25 protein-coding genes and 2 pseudogenes are annotated in these 25,533 nt (G+C 47.1%); 16 read left to right on the top strand and 11 right to left on the bottom strand.

All coding sequences use genetic code 11. The features are described 5' to 3' along the window. The first annotated feature begins 40 nt into the window (after positions 1–40). Positions 41–508 (top strand): DUF1934 domain-containing protein, encoded by a 468-nt coding sequence (locus tag EBB54_RS17180; RefSeq protein ID WP_004077948.1) that lies wholly within the window; start codon positions 41–43, stop codon positions 506–508. Positions 509–621: 113 nt separating this feature from the next. On the opposite strand, the gene EBB54_RS17175 is transcribed toward EBB54_RS17180, so the two are convergent. Further along, positions 622–1,071: a hypothetical protein gene (locus tag EBB54_RS17175; RefSeq protein WP_004077947.1), complete on the bottom strand. Its 450-nt coding sequence runs from the start codon at positions 1,069–1,071 to the stop codon at positions 622–624. A gap of 239 nt (positions 1,072–1,310) precedes the next feature. Between EBB54_RS17175 and cls the strand changes: the two genes are divergently transcribed. The 6 genes from cls to EBB54_RS17145 all read left to right on the top strand — a co-directional run bounded on the left by cls (position 1,311) and on the right by EBB54_RS17145 (position 7,124). Next, a complete protein-coding gene (gene cls / locus EBB54_RS17170; protein ID WP_125128348.1) occupies positions 1,311–2,786 on the top strand; it encodes a cardiolipin synthase in 1,476 nt (491 codons plus the stop codon). A gap of 150 nt (positions 2,787–2,936) precedes the next feature. Continuing rightward, positions 2,937–4,019: a trigger factor gene (tig, locus tag EBB54_RS17165; RefSeq protein ID WP_125128347.1), complete on the top strand. Its 1,083-nt coding sequence runs from the start codon at positions 2,937–2,939 to the stop codon at positions 4,017–4,019. Between the two features lie 70 nt (positions 4,020–4,089). Beyond that, positions 4,090–4,959 carry an aldose 1-epimerase family protein gene (locus tag EBB54_RS17160; protein WP_125128346.1) on the top strand — a complete coding sequence of 290 codons (870 nt, stop codon included), beginning with the start codon at positions 4,090–4,092 and terminating at the stop codon, positions 4,957–4,959. A 156-nt stretch (positions 4,960–5,115) separates the two neighbouring features. After that, a complete protein-coding gene (locus tag EBB54_RS17155; protein ID WP_125128345.1) occupies positions 5,116–5,670 on the top strand; it encodes a DUF6465 family protein in 555 nt (184 codons plus the stop codon). A gap of 96 nt (positions 5,671–5,766) precedes the next feature. Then, entirely contained in the window at positions 5,767–6,372 is a 606-nt protein-coding gene (locus tag EBB54_RS17150; RefSeq protein ID WP_125130861.1) for an HD domain-containing protein, read from the top strand. 11 nt (positions 6,373–6,383) lie between these two features. Further along, positions 6,384–7,124, top strand: coding sequence for an NAD-dependent protein deacylase (locus EBB54_RS17145; protein WP_125128344.1), 741 nt, complete (start codon positions 6,384–6,386; stop codon positions 7,122–7,124). Positions 7,125–7,212: 88 nt separating this feature from the next. Here the strand turns inward: EBB54_RS17145 and EBB54_RS17140 are convergent, their stop codons facing one another. The 3 genes from EBB54_RS17140 to EBB54_RS17130 all read right to left on the bottom strand — a co-directional run bounded on the left by EBB54_RS17140 (position 7,213) and on the right by EBB54_RS17130 (position 9,838). Next, positions 7,213–7,713 carry a hypothetical protein gene (locus tag EBB54_RS17140; protein ID WP_004077934.1) on the bottom strand — a complete coding sequence of 167 codons (501 nt, stop codon included), beginning with the start codon at positions 7,711–7,713 and terminating at the stop codon, positions 7,213–7,215. Next, positions 7,706–8,623 carry a PucR family transcriptional regulator gene (locus tag EBB54_RS17135; RefSeq protein ID WP_125128343.1) on the bottom strand — a complete coding sequence of 306 codons (918 nt, stop codon included), beginning with the start codon at positions 8,621–8,623 and terminating at the stop codon, positions 7,706–7,708. Before EBB54_RS17135 ends, EBB54_RS17140 begins: the two co-directional genes overlap by 8 nt. 102 nt (positions 8,624–8,725) lie before the next feature. Continuing rightward, on the bottom strand, positions 8,726–9,838 hold the full coding sequence (locus EBB54_RS17130) for an ABC transporter ATP-binding protein (protein WP_004077930.1): 1,113 nt from the start codon (positions 9,836–9,838) through the stop codon (positions 8,726–8,728). 256 nt (positions 9,839–10,094) lie between these two features. Between EBB54_RS17130 and EBB54_RS17125 the strand changes: the two genes are divergently transcribed. Beyond that, positions 10,095–10,619, top strand: coding sequence for a peptidylprolyl isomerase (locus EBB54_RS17125; protein WP_004077928.1), 525 nt, complete (start codon positions 10,095–10,097; stop codon positions 10,617–10,619). A gap of 135 nt (positions 10,620–10,754) precedes the next feature. Continuing rightward, complete coding sequence (locus tag EBB54_RS17120) at positions 10,755–11,513, top strand: nucleotidyltransferase domain-containing protein (protein WP_243127888.1); 759 nt, start codon at positions 10,755–10,757, stop codon at positions 11,511–11,513. A gap of 118 nt (positions 11,514–11,631) precedes the next feature. Here the strand turns inward: EBB54_RS17120 and EBB54_RS17115 are convergent, their stop codons facing one another. Then, positions 11,632–12,156: a cob(I)yrinic acid a,c-diamide adenosyltransferase gene (locus tag EBB54_RS17115; RefSeq protein WP_004077925.1), complete on the bottom strand. Its 525-nt coding sequence runs from the start codon at positions 12,154–12,156 to the stop codon at positions 11,632–11,634. 399 nt (positions 12,157–12,555) lie between these two features. Here EBB54_RS17115 and EBB54_RS17110 point away from each other — a divergent pair, with 399 nt between their 5' ends. The 6 genes from EBB54_RS17110 to EBB54_RS17090 all read left to right on the top strand — a co-directional run bounded on the left by EBB54_RS17110 (position 12,556) and on the right by EBB54_RS17090 (position 18,532). Next, the gene (locus EBB54_RS17110; RefSeq protein ID WP_125128341.1) at positions 12,556–13,881 is read left to right on the top strand and encodes an amidohydrolase; all 1,326 of its coding nucleotides are present in this window, start codon (positions 12,556–12,558) and stop codon (positions 13,879–13,881) included. Between the two features lie 152 nt (positions 13,882–14,033). Beyond that, entirely contained in the window at positions 14,034–14,543 is a 510-nt protein-coding gene (locus tag EBB54_RS17105) for a DedA family protein (protein ID WP_125128340.1), read from the top strand. 197 nt (positions 14,544–14,740) lie between these two features. Next, entirely contained in the window at positions 14,741–15,439 is a 699-nt protein-coding gene (locus EBB54_RS17100) for a response regulator transcription factor (RefSeq protein WP_004077920.1), read from the top strand. Then, the gene (locus EBB54_RS17095) at positions 15,411–17,654 is read left to right on the top strand and encodes a sensor histidine kinase (RefSeq protein ID WP_125128339.1); all 2,244 of its coding nucleotides are present in this window, start codon (positions 15,411–15,413) and stop codon (positions 17,652–17,654) included. The genes EBB54_RS17100 and EBB54_RS17095 overlap by 29 nt, the downstream gene beginning before the upstream one ends. Beyond that, the gene (locus tag EBB54_RS29930) at positions 17,641–17,865 is read left to right on the top strand and encodes a hypothetical protein (protein WP_148099380.1); all 225 of its coding nucleotides are present in this window, start codon (positions 17,641–17,643) and stop codon (positions 17,863–17,865) included. The genes EBB54_RS17095 and EBB54_RS29930 overlap by 14 nt, the downstream gene beginning before the upstream one ends. Next, positions 17,855–18,532: a TIGR00266 family protein gene (locus tag EBB54_RS17090; RefSeq protein WP_125128338.1), complete on the top strand. Its 678-nt coding sequence runs from the start codon at positions 17,855–17,857 to the stop codon at positions 18,530–18,532. Before EBB54_RS29930 ends, EBB54_RS17090 begins: the two co-directional genes overlap by 11 nt. Before the next feature lie 185 nt (positions 18,533–18,717). Here EBB54_RS17090 and EBB54_RS17085 read toward each other — a convergent pair. The 6 genes and pseudogenes from EBB54_RS17085 to EBB54_RS17055 form a co-directional block, all read right to left on the bottom strand. Continuing rightward, positions 18,718–18,873, bottom strand: a pseudogene (locus EBB54_RS17085) (sporulation transcriptional regulator SpoIIID); the annotation flags it as partial. Continuing rightward, on the bottom strand, positions 18,860–20,542 hold the full coding sequence (locus EBB54_RS17080) for a recombinase family protein (RefSeq protein WP_125128337.1): 1,683 nt from the start codon (positions 20,540–20,542) through the stop codon (positions 18,860–18,862). The gene EBB54_RS17080 and the pseudogene EBB54_RS17085, both read right to left, overlap by 14 nt. A 199-nt stretch (positions 20,543–20,741) precedes the next feature. Continuing rightward, on the bottom strand, positions 20,742–21,437 hold the full coding sequence (locus EBB54_RS17075) for an RloB family protein (protein ID WP_125128336.1): 696 nt from the start codon (positions 21,435–21,437) through the stop codon (positions 20,742–20,744). Continuing rightward, the gene (locus EBB54_RS17070; protein WP_243127704.1) at positions 21,430–22,671 is read right to left on the bottom strand and encodes an AAA family ATPase; all 1,242 of its coding nucleotides are present in this window, start codon (positions 22,669–22,671) and stop codon (positions 21,430–21,432) included. Before EBB54_RS17070 ends, EBB54_RS17075 begins: the two co-directional genes overlap by 8 nt. 457 nt (positions 22,672–23,128) lie before the next feature. Continuing rightward, positions 23,129–23,944, bottom strand: a complete 816-nt coding sequence (locus tag EBB54_RS17060; protein ID WP_004077909.1) for a hypothetical protein — start codon at positions 23,942–23,944, stop codon at positions 23,129–23,131. Positions 23,945–24,137: 193 nt separating this feature from the next. After that, positions 24,138–24,263, bottom strand: a pseudogene (locus EBB54_RS17055) (sporulation transcriptional regulator SpoIIID); the annotation flags it as partial. A gap of 148 nt (positions 24,264–24,411) precedes the next feature. Between EBB54_RS17055 and EBB54_RS17050 the strand changes: the two are divergent. Further along, on the top strand, positions 24,412–25,521 hold the full coding sequence (locus tag EBB54_RS17050; protein ID WP_125128334.1) for a GDSL-type esterase/lipase family protein: 1,110 nt from the start codon (positions 24,412–24,414) through the stop codon (positions 25,519–25,521). The last annotated feature ends 12 nt before the right edge of the window (positions 25,522–25,533 follow it).

Below are 25,533 nucleotides of genomic sequence, written 5' to 3'. Positions count from 1 at the left end.
AATTTATTTTACATATTGGTCAAAATATGGGGGATGGAATATGACGAAAGATGTACTGGTCAGTATCTCAGGTCTGCATCAGGATGCAATATCAGACCTGCCGGACGAGGAGAATGAACCGATCGAGGTGGTGACTCCGGCAAGCTATTACTGCAAAAACGGAAAGCACTATGTCATTTATGACGAGTTGATGGAAGGCACGCCCGGAGTGACAAAGAATCAGATCAAGATCTCGGGAAACGACAGCCTGGAGATCATCAAACGGGGAATCTCAAACTCACATATGGTTTTTGAAAAAAACAGGAAGAATCTTACTTATTACCAGACTCCGTATGGTCAGATGCTTGTGGGTGTAAATACCAAGAGCATGGAAGTGAAGGTGACAGACAAAAATATAGACGTCTCGCTGGACTATGAGCTGGACGTCAACCATGAGCCGATGGCAGACTGCACCATCAAGATGAATATTGTCTCCAGAACCGGAGGAGATTTTTCTCTGGAAATGTAAAAAATGCAAAAGAACACGGCGCGCCTTTTCGAACGGCGCGCCGTATCCTTTTACGTTGGTATACAAAAAAGCTGCCAGCGGCAGCTTTTTTGTATGGAAGACCCGGTATGGGGTCATTTCTTTTCTTTTTTAAAACGATCCAGAAATTTTTTCTTTGGCTCCGGCTTCTCGAGTGAACCGCGGATGCCCTTTACGCTGGTTATGTAGATCCCGCTGAGAACCGCCTTAATGGGCTTGCCGCCTACCGGGATCAGAGGATAGACCTGGGCGTCGCACATCAGTGACATGATCTGCGGGCCGATCTTGGCCTTCACCACCGGAACCTTGGAACGCCGGAGATACTTCGGGGTATTTTCCACGACTACGGCAGGGAAACCGGCATCTTTCAGCTTCATTTTCTTTTTGTCAATCACCATCATCGTAACCGTCTGCGCGATGGCTTCCATCTGTTCCTTCTGCGCAGCCTGCTTTTTTTCCATTTTCCTTCCAAAAAAATAAAGTGCGATAAACGCGGCAATCAAAATGACCAAGATTACCAGCAATACAATCGTTACTGTACTCACGGCAAATCCTCCTGTTTACTCTTTTTCCGTAATCTATTGTAACATTGTTTTCGGCGAAGTGCAAGCAGACATTGGACGAACTGCCGCGTTTTTTATGCAATTTTTTAAAACTGCGTATGATGGGGCGGTAGATGTGATTTTGGGTATAGTAACAGAATCTTGACAAACAATAGATTTGGAAGTATTCTTTCGTTAACTGTAATTTTCCGATGTTTGTATTTTCCTGGATGGAGGTTTTTATGGCGGAGACGATCTGGAACGGGACTGCGGTCGCGTATCATTTTATTATGGATCATCTGGTGATCATCAATATATTCCTGTCTCTGGTGATCATATTTTTTCAGCGCAGATCCCCCCAGACCGTGTGGACCTGGCTGCTGATCCTGTACTTTATCCCGATCCTGGGATTTGTCCTGTATCTGATGATCGGGCAGGATTTTCACAAGAGCAGGATGTTCAAGGCAAAGGAGATTGAAGGGGAATTGAAGTATGCGGTTCGGCGGCAGGAGGAGCGGATTTACCGAAAGCGGCTGCGTCTGGCGAATCCGGAGATGCGCAGGTTTGAGAACCTGATCCTGTACAATCTGGAGGTCGGCCAGGCGGTGCTGACAGACAACAATGACGTGCGGATTTACGCGGACGGAAAAGAAAAATTCCGGGCGCTGATCGACGAGATGAAGCAGGCGAAATGCTATATACATCTTCAATATTATATCATCCGGAATGACGAGCTGTGGCAGAAGATCGAGCCGCTGCTGATCCAGAAGGCAAAGGAGGGCGTGGAGGTGCGTATCCTCTTCGACAGTATGGGATGCCGCACCATGCATAACCGGGACTGGAACCGCCTGGAATGCGCGGGGATACAGGTGGCGGAATTTTTTCCGGCCCTGCTGGGCCAGTTCCAGCTTCGGATGAATTACCGGAATCACCGGAAGATCGTCGTCATTGACGGTCGGATCGGCTTTGTGGGGGGCTTCAACGTAGGAAGGGAATATCTGGGAAAAAACAAAAAATTCGGTTACTGGCGGGACACCCATCTGTGCATTGAAGGGGCGGCAGTGACGTCCCTTGCCGTAAGGTTCGTGCTGGACTGGAATTATGCGGCGAAGGAAAATCTGTTCCTCCAGGATAACCTGTTTGAAATCCCTACTTATACAAGAAACGGGCGGGATCCGGTGCAGATTATTTCCAGCGGGCCGGACTCCCAGACAAAGACCATCCACGACAATTACCTGAGACTGATCCACAGTGCGAAAAAGCATGTCTATATCCAGACGCCCTACCTGATCCCGGACGACTCCATCTTAGACGCGCTGATGATCGCCAGTCGCTCCGGGGTGGATGTGCGCATCATGGTGCCCTGCAAGCCGGACCATCCCTTTGTCTATTGGGCCACCTACTCCTATCTGGGGGAACTGGTTCAGGCCGGCGCAAAATGTTATGTGTACAATAACGGCTTCCTCCATGCCAAGACGCTCAGTGTGGACGGCATGGTGGCCTGCGTGGGAACCGCCAACATGGATATCCGCAGCTTCGGCCTGAACTTCGAAGTGAATGCGGTGATCTACAGCGAACGCACGGTACAGCGTCTGGAGAGGATCTTTGAGACCGATATGACAAAATGCACCCATGTCACCAGGAAAGTCTATGACCAGAGAGGGTTTGTCATTCGGATGAAGGAGCAGTTCAGCCGGCTGCTCTCCCCCCTGCTTTAAAAAACATGTCCCGGCTGCTGGAAGTGAATCCCTGAATTAAATCTAAAAATGACTTTTTTTCAATCCTGGAATATGGTATACTGAAACGGTAGTCGGCAGATGATAAGGATTTGCCGAAAAAGCTTTTGCAAAGAATTATGAGGTGAAAAGATGAAGAAAAAATGGATTGCAGTGATAGTAAGCAGTATGCTGGCAGTATCTCTGGCAGGCTGCAGCTCGGCATTATCGGATGAATACATCACGATAAACAAGTATAAAAGGCTTGAGATTCCCAAGCTGGACAATACTGAAGTATCGGATTCATCGGTTGAGAGCTCGATCAGCAGCCAGTTGGCGGCGTCCCAGAAGCGTAAGGAGATTACGGACCGGGCGGCCAAGGACGGAGATACCGTTGACATTGATTATACGGGTACGATCTTCGGTCAGGAATTTGAAGGCGGAAGCGCGGTCGGTTCTTCCCTGATCTTAGGCTCCGGGCAGTTTTTGCCGGCCGAGGGAGAGTACCAGGGCTTTGAGGAGCAGATCGTGGGCCACAAGCCGGGGGACAATTTTGACATTTCCGTAAAATTCCCGGCAGACTACCGGAATGAAGAAGTGGCTGATAAGCCGGCCAATTTTAATATCACGCTGAATGGGATCTATGAGATCATCACGCCGGAGCTGACGGACGAATGGGTAAAGGAGCACAGCGAGGAATCCAAGACCGTGGAGGAATATAAGGAAGAGATCCGCAAGCGGCTGGAGGAAAACAACGAACTGCAGATCAAATCAACCCTTCAGAACGCGGCCCTGATGGCCATGCTGGATGAGACGGAGGTGAAAAAGCTTCCGGAGGATCAGGTAAAAGCGGAGTACAAGACCACCGAGGAGACCTACAAAAAGCTGGCAGAGGGCTATGGCCTGGAATTTGAAGAATTTCTGAGTACATATATGAACAAGTCCATGGAGGATTTTGAAAAGGAGACCCAGGAATCTTCAGAGACGATCGTCAAGGCCAACCTGGCATGCAGCCTCCTGGCGAAGGAGAAGAAGCTGGAGCCATCCGAGTCGGAATATGAGGAGCTGATTAAGGAATATGCCGAAGAAGCAGGTTCTGATGACGTGGAGGCGTTTAAGGAGCGGATAGGCGAGGATCTTCTGAGAAAGGCGATCCTTCAGAGAAAGGTAGCCGAGTATCTGGTGGATAAGAGCGTACAGGTTGAGCAGTCATCGGATGAAGGGAAAGAAAAATAGGCAATCCGGGGCAGCAGGCTTTTTAGCAGATACAGGAGATATCAGGGAACGGAAGAAGGAGGAGAGAGGGATGAAGCTGGAAAATCAATTTCTCTGCGTGGAAATCGCAGAGCTTGGCGCAGAGGTGGTAAGGATTTTTGACAGACAGAAGAATACGGATGTCCTGTGGGAAGGCGATCCCGCATATTGGAAGCGACATTCTCCGGTTCTGTTCCCGAATGTCGGAAAAACCTTCAGCAGCCAGGTGCTGATCGAGGGAAATACGTTTCCCACGGTACAGCACGGGTTTGCAAGAGACAGTGTATTTACCTGCGTTTCGTCTTCAGGGGAGGAGGCGCTGTTCTGCCTGTCATCCTCGGAGGATACCAAAAAAGTTTATCCCTATGAGTTTGAACTGTATATCCGCTACGTGCTCATGGGAAAAGAACTGACGGTGGAATGGCAGGTAAAGAACTGTTCGGATCGGAATATGTACTTTACGATCGGCGGGCATCCGGCATTTCGGTTTGCAGGAAAGGATGAAAAGAAGGAAGACTATCTTCTGAAATTCCCTGGAAAAGAGACGCTGACCTATATTCTGGTTGACCCGGAGACGGGCACCGGGGTGCCTGACAGGACGTATCCGCTGGAGCTGGAAGAGGAGATGTGCCCGGTTACGGAGGAGATGTTTTTGCGGGACGCGCTTATCTTTGACGAGGGGCAGATCGGCGAGGTCTGGCTCTGCAGAAAGGACGGTACGCCTTATGTGGGTATGCGCTGCAAAGGATTTCCAAGCTTTGGGATCTGGTCAGTAAAGGATGCGCCCTTTGTATGCTTGGAGCCCTGGCAGGGAAGATGCGACAATATCGGGTTTGCGGAAGAGATTTCCAGGAAGCCGGGGGTGGTTGAACTGCCCAAAAATGAAATTTTTATTAAATCTTATCAGATAATTGTAGCATAAGATTTGACCTTTTCTTAAAAATGATGTATAATAATTTCGTCATAGAGTGTTTACTACTCAGTATATAAAAAGTAACGTGATAGTACGGCAGACGGACTTTGTGACAATTGTTTACGAAGGAAGTTGATACTTGAGTGTTTTTAGGAGGGAGCAATTATGGCACCGAGAAAAAATTCAACAAAAGCAGCGGCTGAAAGTACGGCCGCAAAGGAAGTGAAAGCAACGGAAGTGACCGAAGAAAAAACGGAACCAAAAGCGGCTGAGGTGAAGACGGCGGCAAAGAAGCCGGCGGAGAAGAAGACAGCAGAGAAAAAGACGGCGGAAAAGAAAAAAGAAGAACCGAAGCCGGTACAGAAAGCGATTGCAACAAAGAAAGACACCACAAAAGCGATTGAGACAAAAGCCGGAGTCCTTGTAGAAGATACACCTGCAAAGGCAGAGAAGAAGTCTGCAGCAAAGAAAGCTGCGGAGAAGAAACCTGCGGCAAAGAAGCCTTCTTCAAAAGCAGATGTGAAGACCCAGATGTATCTGCAGTTCGACGGCAAAGAATATACAGAAAAAGAGATTTTCCAGAAGGTCAAGGAAGTGTGGACAAAGGTTCTTAAGAATAAGGTCGGTGACATGAAGGACGTTAAGATATATCTGAAACCGGAGGAATCAGCTGCATATTATGTAGTAAATGACGATACAAGCGGTAAGATCGAACTGTAACAGGTGGAATCAGCCGAGCGGTTCGGTGAAAGACAGGATAGAGTGAACAGGCTGAAAAATGCCTGTTTTTTCTATACCGGAAAAGTGAGGATGAATATGGGAGAAGAACGGAATTTGGAAAGGCTGGAAAAGCAGATCCGATTTATCGTAGAGATTGACAAGGTGAAGAATATATTCCGACAGACGTATCTTGCGGATACCGGGCGCAGGGAAAATGACGCTGAGCATTCATGGCACATTGCGCTTATGGCATATCTGCTCCGGGAATACGCGGAGGAAGCGGTGGATGTCGGCAAGGTGATGCTCATGGTGCTGATCCATGACCTGGTGGAGATCGACGCAGGGGATACTTATGCCTATGACTCTGTGGGAGCGCAGACAAAGAGGGGCCGGGAGGTGGCGGCGGCTGACCGGATTTTTGGGATTCTTCCGGAGGATCAGGGAACCTATTTCCGGGAACTGTGGGAGGAGTTTGAAGCGTATGAGACTCCGGATGCCAAGTACGCGCATCTGCTTGATAATTTCCAGCCCCTTCTTCTGAATGACGCGGCCGACGGATTGAGCTGGCAGGAGCATCAGGTGAAAAAGTCCCAGATCTATAAGCGGAATGAAAAGATTGAGGAGACCTCGGAGACAGTATGGAACTGTATGAAAGAGATCATCCAGAAGCACATCGGGCGCGGGCATGTGGTAGACGCGTGAGGAGGCAAATCATGTATGAGAAGGAAACAGAACAGCTGCAGAAGATGATCGACGAGAGTTCGAAGATTGTATTTTTTGGCGGCGCAGGAGTGTCAACAGAGAGCAGCATTCCCGATTTCAGGAGCGCTGACGGGATCTACCATCAGGCGTATCGGTATTCACCCGAGCAGGTGGTGAGCCACAGCTTTTTTATGGCGCACACAGACGCCTTTTTTGAATTTTACAAAGAAAAAATGATGATATTGGATGCACAGCCGAATCCAGCGCACTTAAAGCTGGCCGAACTGGAACAGGCGGGGAAGCTTTCCGCGGTTGTGACGCAGAACATCGACGGCCTGCATCAGACGGCAGGCAGCAAAGCGGTGTATGAACTGCACGGAAGCATCATGCGGAATTATTGTATGGATTGCCATGCGTTTTATGATGCCGCATATGTAAAAGGGACATCCACAGTTCCCAGGTGTGAAAAATGCGGCGGACTGGTCAAGCCGGACGTGGTGCTTTACGAGGAAGGACTGGACTCCCGGGTCATTGAGGGAACGATCCGCGCGATCTCCAATGCGGACATGCTGATCATCGGCGGAACCTCTCTGGTGGTTTATCCGGCAGCCGGATTTATCGATTATTTCCAGGGAAAATATCTGGTGGTCATCAACAAATCCGAGACAGGGCGCGCAGTGAGAGCGGATCTGACGATTTCGGCTCCCATCGGGCAGATTATGGGGGGAATTGAAGTTCGGCAGCATCTGTGATGTGTTCTATCACGGATACTGCCGCCCCATGTGGTATTTTGGGTTCATCGCTTCCATTCACGGACAGCCGGGCCGCAAATGGGGAGGATCAGTCTTCGTAGAGCTTCATTCCAGTCCAGGATTTCATATGATCCAGCATCTTCTGATCCGGTTCCAGATAGATACAGTTGACGCCCTGATCCAACGGGATCATGATTGCATAGACTTTCGCGTCCGCGTTGCCGGAGGAGAAGTCCTGGATCTTGCCGGGGCTGTAGGAATGCAGCCTGGGAGAGCCCTTCGGCGCGATGATTTCAGCCTGGCGGATATCGAAAGAGGTAATATTTTTCCGCTTTTCTTTGCTGAAAATGGCGGCAACGTCGATGTCGTAATTCAGAAGCGTATACTCATATTCTACACTAAGACGCGGGAATATGAAGTAGTATGCGCCCATTGCCAGAAGCACTGCTATGAAAAAAGCAAGAAATCCAATGAACAAAGTCCCTACGACTGCCACCGCCGCAATAAAAAGTATGATCAGAATGCGGATGAGGACATCCAGGGGCCTGGTTTTTCGGGTTACGAGTTGTTCATAAAAAGCATCATTCATGTTCGGAGTTCCTTTCTGTCTGTAAATAATTCATCACCAGGGAGGCGATCTTAAAGGTCATGGCATCCTCAAATCTGCGAAGATCCAGACCGGTGCGCTTTTCTACCTGATCCAAGCGGTAGATCAGCGTGTTGCGGTGCATATGGAGCTGACGCGAGGTCTCTGCGATATTCAGGTTGTTTTGAAGAAAACGGTTGATGGTCGCAGTGGTTTCTTCATCCATAGAATCCGGAATATCGTTTCCGAAGAGTTCTTTGAGAAATCCCTCGCAGATCGGGATGGGAAGCCGGTAGATCAGCCTTCCGATCCCCAGACGGTTATAAGGAAATACAGTCTGCTCGGAGTAGAAGAGCTTTCCTACCTTTAAAGCCAGGCTGGTCTCCTGCCAGGCACCGGCAAGCTCGGTCAGGTGGCCGATGACGCCGCTGTAGGCTACCCATACCTGGGTCAGAGCTTCAGCGTTGAGCGTATCCACGATCATGTGGGCGAGCTGGGAGATCTCCTGCTCGGATTCCGCCGCTTTCACAGGGCGGAGTATGGCGACACCGCATTCAGTCATGGGGACCAGATAGGACTTCGTCTGGGACGGAAACAGGTTTTTTAAGATCTCCTTTACCGTATCATTGAGCGGCCCTTTTTTTTCCAGAAGAAAGAGAACACGCCGTTCTTCCGGAGCGATGTGCAGGCGCAGCGCATCTTCCATTGCTTCAAAAGGAGAGACGCTTCCGGTCATGAGACTTTTCAGAAAATGATTCTTATTAAACTTTTCTTTGTAGGCATTGCACAGGCAGCGGATCTGCTTTAAGGCGCGTTCCTCCTCCTGTGCGGACCCTGCCGCAACTTCCAGCTTGATACCGGTAATCCTCTGCAGTTCGTTGACGGCGGAGTTTAGCTGTGTGGTATATTCCATAGTCATCACCCGTGTTTAACTAATATGAAAAAGGCTGTACACCGTACAGCCTTTTTTATTTTGCCTCGCCGGAGCGTAAGCTGCTATTCTTATTTTAAACTACTAGTTTGTAATAGTCAACTCTGTTTCTTTGTCAAAGAGATGAATCCGATCCATTTCCAGAGCAAATACAGCCTTATCGCCGGTTCTCAGCGGTGTACGTGAATTTACGCGTGCGGTCATCTGTGTACCTGCTACATCGAAGTACAGATATACTTCTGCACCGAGCAGCTCGTAAACCTTAACGGTAGACTCAACAACGCTGTCAGGATTTGCAGCGATAAATTCTTCGGAATCATGTACGTCCTCCGGACGGATACCAAGAACAACGGTCTTTCCATTGTAATTGCCCTTGATCAGAGCCTGCTTCTTGCTCTCCGGTACCTTCAATACATAATCGCCCACCTTCAGAGATACATCGTTGCCGGAAATGTTGACAACTGCATCCAGGAAGTTCATCTGCGGTGATCCGATGAAGCCTGCTACGAACAGGTTGCAAGGTGTATTGTAAAGGTTCTGCGGAGTATCTACCTGCTGTACGATACCGTCCTTCATAACAACGATTCTGGTACCAAGGGTCATAGCCTCTGTCTGGTCATGTGTTACGTAGATGATGGTAGCGCCCAGGCTCTCGTGAATCTTGGAGATCTCGATACGCATCTGAACTCTCAGCTTTGCATCCAGGTTGGAAAGAGGCTCATCCATCAGGAATACCTTAGGATTACGTACAATGGCACGTCCCATAGCAACACGCTGTCTCTGACCACCGGAAAGAGCCTTCGGCTTACGGTCAAGCAGCTTATCCAGGTCAAGGATTCTTGCAGCTTCACGAACCTTCTTGTCAATCTCATCCTTCGGTACTTTACGAAGTTTCAGACCGAAAGCCATGTTGTCATATACTGTCATATGCGGATACAGAGCGTAGTTCTGGAATACCATCGCGATATCACGGTCCTTCGGCTCAACATCGTTCATAACCTTGCCGTCGATCGTCAGAGTACCGCCGGAGATATCTTCCAGACCGGCAACCATACGAAGTGTGGTAGACTTTCCACATCCTGAAGGTCCTACGAAGATGATAAATTCCTTATCTTCAATCTCAAGATTGAAGTCCTGTACTGCATGAAATCCGTTTGGATAAATTTTCTGAATCCCTTTTAATGATAAACTTGCCATTTCAAATAGCCTCCTTGAAAAAAATGTTTTTCGTTTGTTTCTGGATTTAGTATAATGGAGAATCAGAAAACAGACAATGTAATAAGTAACTAAAAAAAAGAAAAAGAAATGTACATTTCAACCAGTGAAGACAAAAATCGCAGATCTCAATTACGATTTTGCAAATCAGAAATTGACGTAAGGCATTTTTTTCGTTACAATAGGTACTGATATTTTAATGAGGAAACTATAGAAAGAAGGAAAAGAGGGCAAGATTATGGCGAACCCAGTTGTTACATTTGAGATGAAAAACGGAGAGATCATGAAGGCGGAGCTCTATCCGGAGATTGCGGCCAATACGGTGCGGAATTTTATTTCGCTGGTGCAGAAAGGCTACTATGACGGATTGATTTTTCACCGTGTGATCAGCGGCTTTATGATTCAGGGAGGATGTCCGGACGGTACGGGAATGGGCGGCCCGGGCTACAGCATCCGGGGAGAGTTTTCACAGAACGGTTTTGAAAACAATCTGGAGCATGATGCAGGAGTCCTGTCCATGGCGCGTGCGATGCATCCCGATTCGGCCGGTTCCCAGTTCTTCATCATGCACAAAAAGTCACCCCACTTAGACGGGGCGTACGCGGCGTTCGGCAAGATCACGGAAGGCATGGACGTGGTCGACAAAATTGCGGAGACCGGGACGGATTACCAGGACAGGCCGCTTGAGCCGCAGGTAATGAAAAAAGTGACGGTGGAGACTTTCGGGGAAGAGTATCCAGAGCCGGAGACATTGGCAGAGTAAAGGAAAACGCCGCTGCTGTGAACACCATAGATGTAAACAGCGATATGGTTTATTTATAGAAATTTAAAAATGTAAGCATTGCATTTGGAAATTGCCTGCTATATACTAGAATGACAGAACATGAAATGCGAGGGAATGAAAGTGGATGCGATAATTCGGGCAAAGTTGAATGAGATAGAACATCGGGAACAGATCAGGATCATATGGGCTGTAGAGGCCGGAAGCAGAGCCTGGGGATTTTCCTCTCCAAACAGCGATTATGATGTGCGTTTCATATATATAAGAGATAAAAAAGAATATCTTCGGTTGGAAGAGATCCGGGATTCGATCGATGCGCAGCAGGACGACCTTCTGGATATTGAAGGATGGGACCTGCGCAGGGTGCTTCGGCTGGTCTATCGGTCTACGCCGGAGGTGCATGAGTGGTTCGCTTCTCCGACGATTTACCGGTCTACGCCGGAAGGGCTGGAGCTTAAGAAGATTCTGCCGGAATATTTTTCCGTGAAGAAGTGCGCGCGGAATTATCTGCATACGGCCTCCCTGGATTTTCGGACGTATTTTCGGGACGATGAGATCTGGCAGGTCAAGTATTTTTACCTGCTCAGGCAGATGCTCCTGGCAAAGTGGCTGCTGGAGGACGGCAGCACGCCGCCCATGCTCTTTGAAGAGCTGGTGAGGCAGAAGCTGGACGCGCAGTGGAAGGATTACATATTAGAATTGCTGGGCAGGAAGAAGGCGTCCTCAGAATTGGGAAAAGCCCCGAGAAATAAAAAGCTGATCGACTATATTGAGCAGAGCATCAACAGGATGGACGAAGAGGTTTCTACTTTAAAGGACGAAGGCAAGAAGTCCTGGGAACTGCTGAACCAATATTTTTACAGCGTCCTGGAATAATCAGACTTTTCGGTTCGGAGCCGAAAGCATGGAAAAGGCATCCCGAGCTGCGACTGTGCGGCGGGGATGCCTCTTTTCACATTATTGCATGTCATATGTTATGTTGTATGTTCTCCTGTCACGGGCTCTCAGGCTCCGGGACGGAAAACAGGTAGTCGGCATACCGCGCCGCTACATAAAGGTAATCAGACAAACGGTTCAGATACTGCATTGCCTTCGGGTCTGCTCCGTACTTCAGCGCTGCTTTCCGAAACCGCCGCTCGGCCCGCCTTGCGACAGCACGTGCCATATCCAGGCGTGCGGACTGTTCACAGCCGCCGTACAGAACAAAATCCTTGATTCGTGGAAATAAGCTCTCCATATGATCAATGCCCTCTTCCAGCGTCAGGGTTTCTTCCTTGGTGAAGCGATGATCGGGATTGCGCGGATCGGCGATTCCGTTCATCATCTGCAGCAGCTCCTGCTGCCTTCGGGCAAGATCGTCATAAAGCGGATGATCGGCAATGACCTTTGCAAGCCCTATAGAACTGTTCAGCTCATCAATCGTGCCCAGAAGTTCGATTCTGTCATCGGACTTGGACACGCTGATGCCGTCCATCAGCGAAGTCTTCCCGCTGTCCCCCTTCTTGGTATAGATGCTCATAGCCATATCCCCTTATGGTACTTTTTTATGATTGCAAACCGGAAGATACAAGGGGTACCCCGGCTTGTTTTATGTGTGGTAATGTATGCAGAAAAGGCATTACATTTTGGCCATCCGGCCATAATATAAGATATACCGTCGTATCCAGCATGACCTGTCAGCCTGAGTGCTGGCGGCGGTCATAAAATTTTCATAATTTATCGTCCCCCTTTTGTAATCTTATAGTAGATATAATTACAGCCGTTTCCGGAAAAAGCACAGAAACCGCTGTTTATGTATATATTATACATCAGAAGTTTCAGAATGGCAATGAGGATTGTAAAAATTAAACAAAATTTTAATGGAAATTTAATAAATAGTCAGAGAATGTATCATGGATTCAGTAAGGAGGAGTACTGTATGTTGGAGAAAAAAGAGTGGACTGCGGCGGAGTTTATTGCAGAGTGGATTCAGGAGCATGAGGGGGAGATGGCAGATATCTCAGATGTGATCTTCCGGCATCCGGAGGTGTCGATGCAGGAGAAGGAATCTTCCCGATATCTGGCAGAACGCCTGGAGGAGAAAGGATTTGAGACCACCTGGGGACTGGCGGGGCTGGAGACGGCATTTTTGGCGGAGTGGGGATCAGAAGGCCCGGTTATCGGATTTCTTGCGGAATATGACGCGCTGCCGGGACTTGGCCAGGAGGTTTCCAGTCAATACAGCCCCACGGGAGGGGCAGGTCACGGCTGCGGCCACAATCTTTTGGGAACTGCCTGCGCCGGGGCGGCCTGTGCCCTGAAAGCATGGATGGAGGCAAAAAAGATACCGGGGACGGTTCAGGTATACGGATGTCCGGCGGAGGAGATCGTGACCGGCAAGATTATCATGAACAAAGCAGGGATATTTGACGGGCTGTCAGCGGCTGTGACATGGCACCCCTTTGACCGGAACCGGGTCAGCTATGATATCTGGCAGGCGCAGGATATTAAGAATTATAAGTTTTTCGGAACCGCTGCCCACGCATCCAAACACCCGGAAATGGGCAGGAGCGCTTTGGACGCGGCAGAACTGATGAATGTGGGGGTCAACTATCTGCGGGAGCATGTGGAAGATGACGTGAGGATGCACTATACCTATACCAATACCGACGGACCGGCCAATATCGTGCCTGCCTATGCGTCTACCAATTACTTCATCCGTTCGGCCAAATGGGAACGCACGCAGGATGCTTCCGAGCGGGTGGACGACTGCGCCAGGGGAGCGGCTCTGATGACCGGGACCCGTGTGGAGATTGAGCGTGTGACCTGCAACCGGGAAATGAAATTGAACCGTACTCTTGCAGAAATTTTTTATCAGGCTATGAGGCAGATTCCCACGCCGGAGTATACGAAAGAAGAACTGGACTTTGCGGCGCAGATCAGCGGGGCGGCGGGACTGGACAACGGAGGAACGTATTTTTCCGGGCTGGAACCTTTGGAGGATGAGCCGGTTCGGCTTTCCATCGGGACGGATGTATCGGACGTGAGCCATACCGTACCTACGGTGATGCTGAGCGCGGCGGCCATGTGCAAAGGCACGCCCCTCCATCATTGGGCGGCGACCGCACAGGCCGGTATGAGTATCGGAAAGAAAGGGATGCTGTATGCGGCAGAATGCATGGCGCTTGGCTGCGTCCGCCTGGTGCAGGAGCCGAAACTGCTGGAACAGGTCTGGAAGGAGCATGGGGGGTCTGCCAACCTGTGAACCGGCAGGCCGGACGTAACGGAATGAAAGTGGATTCCTGAAGGGATTCACTTTTTCTTCAATTTTCTTAAGAAAATCTTTTGTTTGTTCTAACAGTCCGCTTTAGATATGTCCGTTAGAATAAGGACAATCAAAGAAAGGGGGCTGGCGTTATGACAATCCAGACATTGACACAATTTTTTCTGCAGTACGGTGCATTCTTTATTTTTGCGATCGTGTTTTTAGAGTATCTGAATCTTCCCGGGTTTCCGGCAGGGCTGATCATGCCGCTGGCCGGGATCTGGGCGGCGAAGGGAGAAATCAGTTTCCCGCTTGTGCTTCTGATTTCCGTAGGGGCAGGACTGTCAGGGAGCTGGGCGCTGTATTTCCTGGGAAGGCTGGGGGGAGAGAAGCTGCTGGGATTCTACTATAGAAAATTTCCAAAGCAGCAGCCGCTGATTGAGGACAAGATAAAAATGCTGCGGGAGAAGGGCGGTGTCGGTGTATTTGTAAGCAAACTGCTTCCCATGGTGCGCACGCTGATCTCCATTCCCGCGGGCGTGGTACGGATGGATTTCCGCGTATATACGGTGAGCTCCGCCATGGGGGTATTCCTCTGGAACCTGGTGTTTGTCGGGGCCGGGTATTTCTTCGGGGAAACGGCAATCCGTGCACTGGCGTGAGGAAACGCTGCTGTGGACAACGCAGGTGTGAGCGGCAGCATTCATTTGACAATCCGGTGTTTTGTCCGTATCATACAGGTATCGGCGGCTGAAGGAACTTGACAGACCGGCCTGTTGACGATACAACATTGTGAAAAACAAGGCATGCAATGGTTTCATTTGAAAGAATCGAAATAACGGAAGAAAGGGCGGGAGACATGGAAGTGAATCATGTGTTAGTAGTAGAGGACGACAAAGAGATTCGGGAAGGGGTGCAGATCTATCTGCAGAGCCAGGGATACCAGGTTTATCAGGCGGCGGACGGTGTGGAGGGTCTGGAAGTACTGGAAAAGGAAGAAATCCACCTGGCCATCGTGGACATCATGATGCCACGGATGGACGGCATCCGCATGACGATGAAGCTGCGGGAAAAACATGATTTTCCGGTGATCATGCTGTCCGCGAAATCGGAGGAGGTGGATAAGGTCATGGGATTGAATATCGGGGCGGACGACTATGTGACGAAACCCTTTACCCCGATGGAACTGATGGCCCGGGTCAATTCCCAGCTCCGCCGTTACCGGAAATTTTTGGAGAAGCTGGAGCCGAAGGAAAATGTGCATGTGATCGGCGGACTGGAGATCAATGAGGATACGGTGGAGGTGTCCATGGACGGGAATCCGGTGAAGCTGACTCCCATCGAATACAAGATCCTTCTGCTTCTGGCGAAGAATCCGGGGCATGTCTTTTCCGCGGAAGAGATCTATGAGCGGGTATGGCAGGAGAAGGCGATCAATACGGATACGATCATGGTACATGTCCGCAATATTCGTGAAAAAATTGAGGTGGACCCGAAAAATCCAAAATATTTGAAGGTGGTGTGGGGCGTTGGCTATAAAATTGAAAAACAGCCGTAGATTTGCGGTTATATTGGCAGCAGTTGTTGTCCTGTTCGCGTCGTTTGCCATGGTATCGGCCTATCCGGTATTTGCCGATTTGATGGAATCGGAGCTGAAAGGGAATTTTGCGGCGGGAGTGATGGAAGAATCCATGGATGAGCTGCTGAGGGGTGGATATTACCTTTATAATGAAATGCACGAGAGCCTGGAACTGAATGAAGTGATGCAGCGTTTCGGCAGCGATAACTTTTTCCTGATGCGCAAATATATGGATTATGAAGTATTTTCCTTAGAGGAAAAGAATGCGGATGAGAAGAAGGGACTGTTGGGAAGAAGCAGCCCGGAGGTTACGGGGAAGCTGCTGGAGCAAAATTCGGATTATGGCCTGCGGATCGTACTGGAATACGCCGGGGACGGAGACTTAAGCACCGTGGAGGTAGACGGAAGCTGCACAAGTGAGGATGAACGGTATTATCTGGAGCAGGCGGTTTTCAACAGCCTGGATGGATCCTATGATTATGTGGAGGGAGAACGGATACAGTATTATCTGCAGAATCCCTCTTTGATCAAGGTCGTCTATGCATTTACTGAAGAAAATCTCCAGCGGTACCTTCAGAACAGCTATTTTTCAGGCAGCATGCATAATGCGGAAACGCTGAGCAATATGAAGCCGTATCTGGTCATTGAATGGGGGCTGTGCCTGCTGGTCATGCTGGCGGCTCTCCTGATTCCGTGCAATAAGAATTGGGATCTGGGAGGATATCCTATTTTTAAGATGCCTTTTGAAGTGGTATTGTTTGCATCTCCGGTTGTCCTGTCGATGGAACAGTCTTTTGCATCGGCGGTCTGGAATACGCTGAATCACAGGCTTGCAGATATGATCGGTGAGATGGGGGTTCCGGGAAGACTTACTTACGGGACGGCAAAGCTTTTGAATCTGCTGATGTGGTTCTGTGTCTTCGGGTGTGTCTACTGGGGGACGACATGCCTGCGGGCTATATTTACAATGAGGGGCAGGTTTTGGAAGGAGCGTACCATAAGCGCGCGTATCATTTACTGGGCGGAAGGACGCAAAGATGAGCTTGGAGAGCAGGTGCGGCAGGGCGCCGGGGAAGCTTCGGGGCTGTTTCGGAAGATGTGGAAGCGCATCCGCGGAATGCAAAAGCGGATTTATGACCGTATTCTGCATGTGGATATTACGGAACAGGCGAATCATGTGATCTTTAAGATTGTACTTGTGAATTTTATCATCCTGACACTGGTCAGTTGTTTCTGGTTTTATGGGATACTGGCGCTTTTCGTATATTCCTGCATCCTGTTTTTATTCCTGCGCAGATATTTCTTTGATATCCAGTGGAAATATCGGCTGCTGCTGGCATCCATGAACCTGCTGGCAGAGGGAAATCTGGATGCCCCGATCGAAGGGGATCTGGGGGTATTCAATCCCATGAAGACGGAGATCCAGAAGATCCAGAGGGGATTTAAACAGGCGGTGGAAGAGGAAGTGAAGAGCGAGCGGATGAAGACAGAGCTGATTACCAATGTATCCCATGACCTGAAAACGCCGCTGACTGCCATCATTACCTATGTGGACCTGCTGAAAAAAGAGGAGAATCCACAGAAGCGGATGGAATACCTGGCAGTCCTGGAACGGAAGTCCCTGCGGCTCAAGGTGCTGATTGAGGATCTGTTTGAGATCAGCAAGGCAACCAGCCGGAACGTGACAATGAATTTTATGAAGGCAGATGTGGCGGAGCTTTTAAAGCAGGTGGGCCTGGAAAACGACAGCAGGATTCGGGAGGCTAATCTGGACGTGCGGTGGAACCTGCCGAAGGAAAAGGTGGTCATGCTGCTGGACAGCCAGAAGACATACCGCATTTTCGAAAACCTGATCGTCAATATTACGAAATATGCGATGCCCCATACCAGGGTGTATATTGAGATGAGGGACGAAGGGAATGAGGTGTGCATTTCCATGAAAAATGTGTCCGCGGCGGAGCTTGATTTTGACGCAAGCGAGATCACAGACCGGTTTGTCAGGGGCGATGCCGCCAGGAATACAGAAGGGTCGGGCCTGGGCCTGGCGATTGCGAAAAGCTTTACGGAGCTGCATTATGGGACGTTGGAGGTGTCGACAGAGGCTGATCTGTTTAAGGTCAATATCCGGCTTCCGAAACGGACGGAGGAAGCGGCTGCTTATCTTCCGGAAAAGAGCGGCGGTGAAGTACAGTAAACAGGTGCGTCAGATAGAAAACGCCGGGAGTTTTCTACCTGCAATCCACACGGAATCAACAGAAAACAGACCGGAAATCAACAAATTAGAGGTACTTATCCCCCGCCTTTTTCTTGACTTTCCCGGAAAATGCGAGCACAATGGAATAGCAGCAGAAAGTAAAAACATAAAAATATTGAAAGAGGGAAGGAGAGTTGCGTATGCGTTATGAAATCAAAGGTGAGACACTGCCGGTCGTACTCTGTTATCTGGACAGCGGAGAGCGGATGATCACGGAGAGGGGGTCTATGAGCTGGATGTCCCCGAATATGAAGATGGAGACTACTTCAAACGGAGGTCTGGGCAAGGCGCTCGGAAGGATGTTTGCGGGAGAGGCGCTGTTTCAGAATGTATATACGGCGCAGGGCGGTTCCGGGATGATCGCGTTTGCGTCCAGCTTTCCGGGCAAGATCGTGGCTTACGATATTGGGCCGGGCAGGGAACTGGTCGTTCAAAAGTCCGGATTCCTGGCATCCGAGGCCGGAGTGGATCTGTCCGTATTTTTCCAGAAGAAGTTCGGGGCCGGGCTGTTCGGCGGAGAGGGCTTTATCATGCAGCGCCTGTCCGGACAGGGGACGGCATTTCTGGAATTTGACGGGCATATCATTGAGTATGATTTAGAGCCGGGGCAGGAGATCGTGGTGGATACGGGATATCTCGCGGCCATGGAATCTACCTGCAGCATTGATATCCGGTCTGTACCGGGTGTAAAGAACATGGTATTCGGCGGGGAAGGGATTTTCAATACAGTGATCAGCGGCCCGGGACATATCTGGCTGCAGACCATGCCTATCTCCAATGTGGCGGGAGAGATCGCACGGTTTATACCGACGAAGTAAGAGGGCGGTAGGGAACTTACGCGAAATGCAGTAAAATGGATTCAGGAAGTGAAAAATGGAAAAGCTGCTGTACAGATTTCGGCCGATTACCAGGCAGAGGCCGGAATCTGTACGGCAGTATCGGATGGTGTATGAGACGTGAAAGAGCGTAGAACACGAAAGTGGGTTCTACGCTCTCTCTTATTCTACCGATGTTCTAAGTGCAGATATTTTTCTCTGGTAGCAAGTCCGCCCCGGATATGCCGTTCGGATTTGTTGGTGTCCAATACCTTGCGGGTCTGGGCCGCAAGAGCAGGATTGATCTGAATGAGCCGCTCGGTTACGTCTTTATGTATGGTTGTTATTATTTGGAATGCTATTGCTTTCTACTGTATTTGGCATGTTTCCCACCATATTGGGCATATTCTCAGTCTTATTTGCTGTATTTTCATTCGTATTAGGCGAATCCCCAATTGCATTTGGCTCATCCTCAGTTGTATTTGATGTATTCTCAATCATTACGGCTTCATCTAGTCCTAAATCTCCAAATAAGCGTAAGAAAATGTCCACATTGCCTTCTTTGTCCACTTCAATTTTCTGGATAATCTGTTTGAGTTGTTCATTGGTCATCTGATGTACGTCTGTGATATCTTCTACTGCTTTGAAGGTATTGCCAAGAATATGCTCTAATTGCTCTCCTTTTGTCAGATGGTAGGAAACCATTTTCAGTTCGTTTTCAAGACGCTCGATTTCCTTTCGCATACCGCCGATCTTTATATTCAACTCTTCGCGGGAGATCAGGTCGTCTGTATACATATCCATAAATTTCTGGCGGGTTTTCTGTAATTTGGTAAGCTGCTGGTTTAATTCTTTTTCGTATTCTATGTTTTCATCTTTTGCCTTATAGATACGTTGGAATTCGCGGACAACATTCTGGATTACGTTCTTTTTTTGTTTCAGCATTTCAGCAAAATAATCTTGTAATGCCTGAATCAGCCCTTCTTCATCCACAGTCACAGCATTAGGGCAGCTATCGGCACCTCTGCCGTTATGCCCGGAACATACCCAACGCACATAGGTATTCTTATAAGTCCGGACGGTACGCCTGAACGACCAGCCGCATTCCTTGCATTTGATGAGGGTTGAGAAGAGATATTTGTTGCTCTGGCGTTCATGCTTGATGTTAAATGCTTTATTTCTGGACTGCAGTATCTGCTGTGCTTTTTCATATGTTTCTGGTTCAATGATGCGCAAGTCCGGACGTTCTACAACCATCCAGTCTGTCTCGTCCTTATCGGTACGCCTGCCGGTTAAAAAATCGGCCACCTCCTGTTTGCCGTTGATGATTTTCCCTGTATATAGCTCGTTTGTAAGGATACGGCAGACAGCGTTTTGGCTCCACTGGCAGTTGCGCTTTGTTTTTAGTCCACGTTCATTTAACATATTGGAAATCTTGGCGGCTCCATAGCCTTCTTTTGTGTACCACTGGTAGATCTGACAGATAATATTCGCTTCTTCCTGATTGATTTCCAGATTGAAATAATCGCCTATGGTCTTATTATAGCCATAAACGATATTAGGAACTCGTCCTTTTTCTGCATTCATCTTCTTGCCGAACTTCACACGCTTGGAGGTATTGGCGCTTTCTTCCTGTGCCAATGCACCAAAAATAGTCAGGACAAACTCACTGTTACCCATACTGGTCATGTTGGCGGTGAGGAATTGAGTTTCTATGCCTAATGACTTCAACTTGCGGATATTTTGGAGAAGATCCACTGTATTACGGGCAAAACGGGAGATATCCTTTACCACTACCATATCGAACAGACCATGCTCAGCGTCGGACATCATTCGGAGAAATTCCTTACGATTTTTAATTTTTGTTCCGGAAATGCCTTCGTCTGCATATAATCTAATAAGAGTGTCGCCTGTACGAGCGGTGTATTCAGCAAAAAAAGCTTTCTGGGCTTCGAGACTGTTCAGTTGATCTTCTTTGTCCGTGGATACACGACAATATGCGGCTATGTTCATATCAAATGACCTCTCTGTTATATTCATATCATTCTGTTACAACTTTATTATATCTAATTAAATGTAATTGTAAACATAAAAGCAGGGGATTATCAAACAAATTTCAATAATCTCCTGCTATTCTATTATATCTATATGACTTAAATTATCCATTTATTTCTTCCGCAGATGTTCTATTATCAAGTTATTCTTCTATCCTTCAAAAATAATCTTTTATTTCTTCTGGCAAATACTTTGCCAATTCTTCCACCAACTCATACACTTTCGTTCCCGGTGCAATTTCTGTCGGCGTCTTATCTTGTCCATCTTTTATAATCCGTTTTGCATACCGTATCGCCAGCTTTGGATTTCCTTTCTCCATTAAAATATCAAAAATATTCTTCATATTTTTCTGATATTTTCCAATTCCCAGTTCCCCAAACTTATCATTCAAAAAAGAAATATACTCCTTCCTATGATTATTCGATGTATAATAAGCGAAATGCAGAAGAAACCAAAACTCAATACACTCATTGCTCCACGCCGTATGATACTGTAATTCAGGATTCTCCTTATTCAACCGCTCTGCACGCAAAACCACACCGTTGAAATCATCTGCTGGAAAACTGTCTTTATCATACACGCACCAAATCTGCCCCTTTTGTATCTTATTCTTTTTCACATACCTCTCTGCCATACCAATTACTCTCATTGTCTCAGCAGCACAAGGTTCTATTTCTATCAGCACCATATCCTTATAAATTGGATTCTCTTCAATCAATCGCTTAAAACCTGCAAAATACTGAGGTTCCGTCTGTTCGCCCTCACAGAAGATATAATAGCGGTACTTTTTCTTCTCCAGATGTTCTTGACGGCGTTTTTTCTTCCATGCCTCCATTCCTGCTTTTTTAGGCACCTACATCACTCCAATCTATAATCTTTTTCAGATAAGGATCTGCACCATACTTACCTTCCAAATACTGTTTATCATACTTTGCGTCCTTACGAACAGATTCTCCCTTATCATTCTTAAATTCAACCAGAGAATATAAGCCTGAATTCTGCCCCCTTCCCTTTGCCACAAACCAGATTTCGTCTCTCCTGAATACTTCGTTATTCATGGTAGACAGATCATGCGAAGTAAAAATTAACTGCCCGCCCTTCTTGTTTATACTCATATCTGTAAACAGCTTAATTACATATTGCAATAACACTGGATGGATCTTTGCATCCAGTTCATCTATGACCAGCGTAGTTCCATAAATCAGGCTTTTGGCAATAAACGGAAGTAACCCGAACAGTTTTCTTGTTCCGCTGGATTCTTCCGACAATGTGATTTCTGCGCTATACCCATCTACAATATGCGTTGTAAAAATTTCGATGTGGTCATTATCCTTTTCTTCAATTCTAAAATCTTCGATATCCAAATCCATCTCTTTAATCATATTTAACACTAAATGTTTTATATCTTCGGACTTCGCTATCGCTGTTCTCAGTTCCTGATAGGGATTTCCGTAGTTCAAAAAATCAATAGCATCTTCAAACCAGTTCAATACATCCTTTACCACATCGTTTTTCTTGTAGGTAATTCCAAGATAAGAAATTAATGGTAAAGTTGCTGAAAGATCCTCGCTAATTTTTAATTTCCCAAAGATTCCTTTTAATTCGGTTGATTCTGTATCTCTTCTGAAAAGCGCCGAACGCCTTCCGGTATCCATTTTCACTCGGTCAAGACTTTCATAAACAACTTCATCCTTTTTCACATGTAGAATATATCGATATTCTGCTTTTTCCGTTCTGAAAAACAATTCAAATTCTGTCGGTTCATCTTTCGCCTGTTCAGAAAATGCAAATGGTTCTACAGGAATTTTACGGGCTTTATAATCGCAATAAGCCTTATCACAAGTAGCACAGAGAGGTCTTAACACTTTGGAGTCCAATGTGTGCAATGCTTCTAATACATTAGATTTTCCTCCCCCATTAGGTCCATAAATCGCCGAAATTGGTAAAAATGATTCACCGTCTATATCTTTAATAATTTTATTATCATGCTCTGAAATTGCGGCTGCCTGCATATCAAATGTTATCTCGTCCCGTATACTTTTATAATTCTTAACTGTAAATTGACACAACATATCTGCTACCTCCATTCTTTATTCTATTATACATAATATTTTTGATTCTACAACATAAATTTGAGAAAAAATCTCATATTTATGTATTTGGTTTATTGCTTATGATGAAATGGAGCCCTTCAACAAGAAAGACTCCGATTCTCTTCGCTCTGTATTTCCATTTTTTCTGCGGTTTCTTGTAACACCTGGTCAATTTTAAACTGATTGACCTCAATAAATATTTTTACTATGTAATTAGCGGTTTCCTCCGCTGAATTTGGATTATGAAAATGAAAATGAAGCTTTGTTTTATTAGCGATATCGAAACCACCTCCCGCTTACCAGCTTTTCTTTTTTCCATAACTATGAAAATACAGATTAAAATAGTCCAATTCTTTTTAAAAATAATTGTAAAATATAAAAACCCAAACTGAAAGAGCTTCATAAGCTGGCAATCAGTTTGGGTATGACAATGTCTAAGCTGTTTCATTATTTATTTTTCATGTATCTTCTTATTGAATCTGTGAGGAAGGTCTTTCGGTACATTGATCTGTATTCCAAATAATAACCGAACAAACCAGAGCATAAAAAGCAGCACGATAATCGGAATGAAACAAGATGTCACCATCATCACGGCAACGACCTCAATAAAGTGATTTAAAAGGTTTTCCCCTTTTTCCATCAATCCTGACACGCCATCTTTGATTTTCGACACAAACTTGCTGATTATGTTGCCCTCTGAATCTGTGTTATCATTGATTTCATCCGTTATATCCTGTGCTTCCTTCATAGTCGTTTCCATCGTTGATTCGTATGTTTCTTCTATCATCGCAGTGACTTTTATACTTAGCGGAATAATCATAAATATAACAAACCCGAAAACTGCCGTTTTCGCTGCCAGTGCCTTTAAAAATGTTCTGTTTAGACATATTCCCACAGCAAATAGGATACACGCTGCCGGAATTAATATAAAAAATGCCGCATATCCCGTAAGGGTGACAAGATATTTCTCCAAAAAGATCACCATCAGAATAATCAAAAAGTACGAGGTCAAATCTGCAAGTTTATTCGCCACAGGCGTTGTTGAATCACCAGGAATTGCTGCAATCGCTGTGGATGCTGCCGCTGAGGCTGCCGTTAATTTTAGGACGTCTGCTTTTTTTTCATCCAGCGCCGCTATTGTTTTTTTATGATTTTCCGGATTGCTTGCTGCCTTTGAAAGAACTGCCATAGAAAAAAGCATGATCACCAGTGCTGCAGCCACCAGCGCTAACTTTGTTACATTATTCTTTTTTATGATTTCTGTCATTTTCTCCTCCTCATTTGTGTCTAAGATTCTGTTATACACACACATTATACAATATAAACGATAAAAAAGACAATAAACGATCATCTTTCATACAAATATCAAGATAGCGCCTTTTTGTTTTGGCTTCCGAAAAAAAGCAGATTACATGATTTTTCTTCACGTAATCTACTTCGTTTTATGAACCGTTTTATTTAGTTACAACCATATGTACTGTACTTTTGCTGATTCCGAATTTTTTTGCCGTCTGCCGTACAGTGGAGTTGCTTTCTATGATATAATTGGCGATTTCCACGGCTCGTTCTTCAATATAATCTTTCAAGAAAATCCCCCTGCAAACCTTGTTTTTACAATGTATGCGGATGGATTTGGATGTATGTCTATCTGGATATATTTTATTGTATACATGGATGGGGGTGTTGTGTTAGGATATAGGAGAGGCTTCGGAGGGAAAGGATGGATGAAAAAAAATGCGGTATATGAAATTGCCTGGATATGCACGCAGAGTAAAATGGGTTTTGCTGGGCGTGTTTTTTCTGGTCTGCGTCATGTCCTTTGGACGGCGCGTATCAGCGGAGGAAATACAGACGTCAGGAATAAACGGGGACGGCCCGGTCTGGTATATTGCCCTGGGGGACAGTATACCAAACGGATATTATGGGGCGGAGGAAACGGAAGTTACGTGCTACCCGATTCTGATCGCCGGAGATCTGCATAAGATCAGCAGCAGGGAAATATGGATGAGTCGGTATACCAAAAATGGACTGACCACAAAAAAGTTAAATTCGACGGTGCTTGACGAGCCGGAGGTGCAGCAGATGCTCTCGCAGGCAGAGCTGATCACACTGACGATCGGTTCCAATGACCTGATGAATGAGTTTAAAAAAGTATCACGGGAGATTCTCAACAACCAGACCCGCTTCTATACGGCGGATGAAGCACTGGCGGCTCTGCAGGAGGGAATTGCAGAAAACCCGCTTCTTCTGATGAACGTCGCTTCGGCCATCGGGGGCTGGGATTATTCTTCTTTTGAAGAACAATGGGTGCTTGCCATGGAAACGATCGCCTCCTGCAGAAAGGAGAATGCGCAGATGGCGGTGACCACCATCTATAATCCGATGGAGGGGCGGGAACTGCCCGGAACATTAAACGCGGTGTTAGAAAGCGTGATCTCCGGTATGAACGAGATTATGTGGAAGCACGCGGAGGAATATGGATATCAGGTGGTGGATCTGTTCAATTCCGGCATTGAGGAATTGACCCAGTCCGACGGTCTGCATCCCAACCAGGACGGACAGGACATGATCCGGATGCTGATGGAAAATGAACTGGACTTGAGCGTTTTCCAGAGCAAGGAGTCCGACGAGGAAGTGCTGAAGATGCAGAGAGAACTGGAGGAGGCAGCTCAGAAAAAGGCACAGGAGGCAGAACAGAAGCGGCAGCAGGAGCGCAGGAAAAGACTTCTGGTCGGAGTCGGAATCGGAGCAGGGGTATGCCTGGTACTGGTGGGAATCATTTTGCTTGTGAGAAGGCACCGGCGCAAGAAGGCAGGAGCTGCGGATGAACAGAAGTTTATGTGAAAAGTTTATGCT

The sequence above is a fragment of the Schaedlerella arabinosiphila genome, assembly GCF_003885045.1.
Lineage (GTDB): Bacteria > Bacillota > Clostridia > Lachnospirales > Lachnospiraceae > Schaedlerella > Schaedlerella arabinosiphila.
This window is presented reverse-complemented; position numbering and strand designations above follow the sequence as displayed.